This window comes from Peribacillus sp. P4_C12, assembly GCF_056402095.1.
Window position 1 is genome coordinate 1 of sequence record NZ_JBFUIB010000698.1, and the last position, 1,603, is coordinate 1,603.

Annotated in this window: 1 protein-coding gene; it reads right to left on the reverse strand. The window is 37.1% G+C overall.

The window, feature by feature from the left end:
* Positions 1–336 precede the first annotated feature (336 nt).
* The coding region (locus AC1DUW_RS28135) for an efflux RND transporter permease subunit (protein WP_477644093.1) at positions 337–1,603 on the reverse strand (1,267 nt) is incomplete at its 5' end.

Here is a 1,603-nt window from a genome sequence, read left to right on the forward strand (position 1 = left end):
GTGCAGCATGTATTTGATTTAGTAGTGATGTAACTACTTGTTCCATTGCTTCTTGCGGTTGTATTATTTATCACCTCTGCTGTAACTATTTTAGTTACAGGTTGAACAGAAGTCAACTATTTTTTAAATAAAATTTAAAAAGCATGAGATGATCATATGCATTTTGAGATATATCTACACTGAATCTAAAGGACTACAGGAAAAACAAGAATCTAAAGGCCATCTTCCCTATTCTTTGACTGGCTCTTGTAACTGTAAGTTTTATATCCATTTTAAAGAAAAAAAAGTTTGTAAAGAAAGCGTCGCTTTCTCTACAAACTTTTTTATTAAGCTCCCTTACATCTCGATGTTTTCGCTAACGGGTTCTCTCTTTTTCTTTCTCTGTTTTTTCGATTTTTTATAGTGTAGCAATTCGTATATACATGGAATGACGATGAGTGTGAGCAGTGTAGAAACAGCTAGCCCTCCAATGACAACGATAGCTAAGCTTTGTGAAACCAAACTTCCTGTTTCTGCCTTTTTATATAAAAGAGGCAGCATTGCGCAAATGGTTGCTACAGCCGTCATAATAATCGGACGGAATCTTGTAGCCGTTGCTTCAATAATTGCATCACGAATAATCATTTTTTGTTCGTTTTGTTTGACTCTATCCAGAAGCACAATCGCGTTTGTCACCACAATTCCAATTAACATGAGCGCACCCAACAGCGCTGTAATATCCACTGGAATTCGACTGATAACCAATCCTAACACTGCTCCAATAGCAGCGAACGGCAATGAAAATAAAATAGCAATCGGTGCTTTAATCGATTTAAATGTTATAACCATGATTAGAAAGACAATACCTATAGATATTAACATGGTAAGGAACAAATCAGTAAAATCATCTGTCTGCTGAGCGCTAGCTCCTCCAACATATATATCTACATCTTTCGGAATAGCAAGGCCTTTGTTCTCCTTGTCTCCAAAAATCTCAAGATTTATTTTGCTTGCAATATCAGAAAGCTTAGCCGGATCTACGGTTGCAGTTAATTGAAGATACGTTTCTCCGTCTTTATGGAACTGGGTAGTTGCACTCTCTTCACTCTTTAAAGAAGCAACTTTTGACACCGGGACTAAACCACCATCTGTCATAATAGGAATATTCTTTAAATCCTTTGGTTGTTTAGGATCTAAGATTGGTTCAAGGACTACAGGTGTCTGCTTATCCTCCAAGGTAATATTGCCGATTGGGGTTCTATTAAGCATGATACCTAGTTGTTGCCCTATTTGTTCTGTGTTGCCTTTAGCCGGATCTACCTTGAATGAATAAATGGTTTTCTTTTCGTCTTGGTTCGTTGTAACATCTTCAATTCCTTTAATATCTTGAATATTTTGTTTGATCTTATTGGCTGTCGACTCCAAATCTTCAACATTACTGCCAATCACATCTATCGTAATGTTCGTCTTTGATGCCCCCATCATAAATGAAGAAGCGGTGGCTGTAAGCTTCGCATCAGGATAGTTTTCTTTTTGCTTTTCGATTTCCCCCAAGATTGTCACATCACCTACAGAAGCGACTTTTGGTATCTTAGTGAAGGATAAAGCAAACATAGATACAATC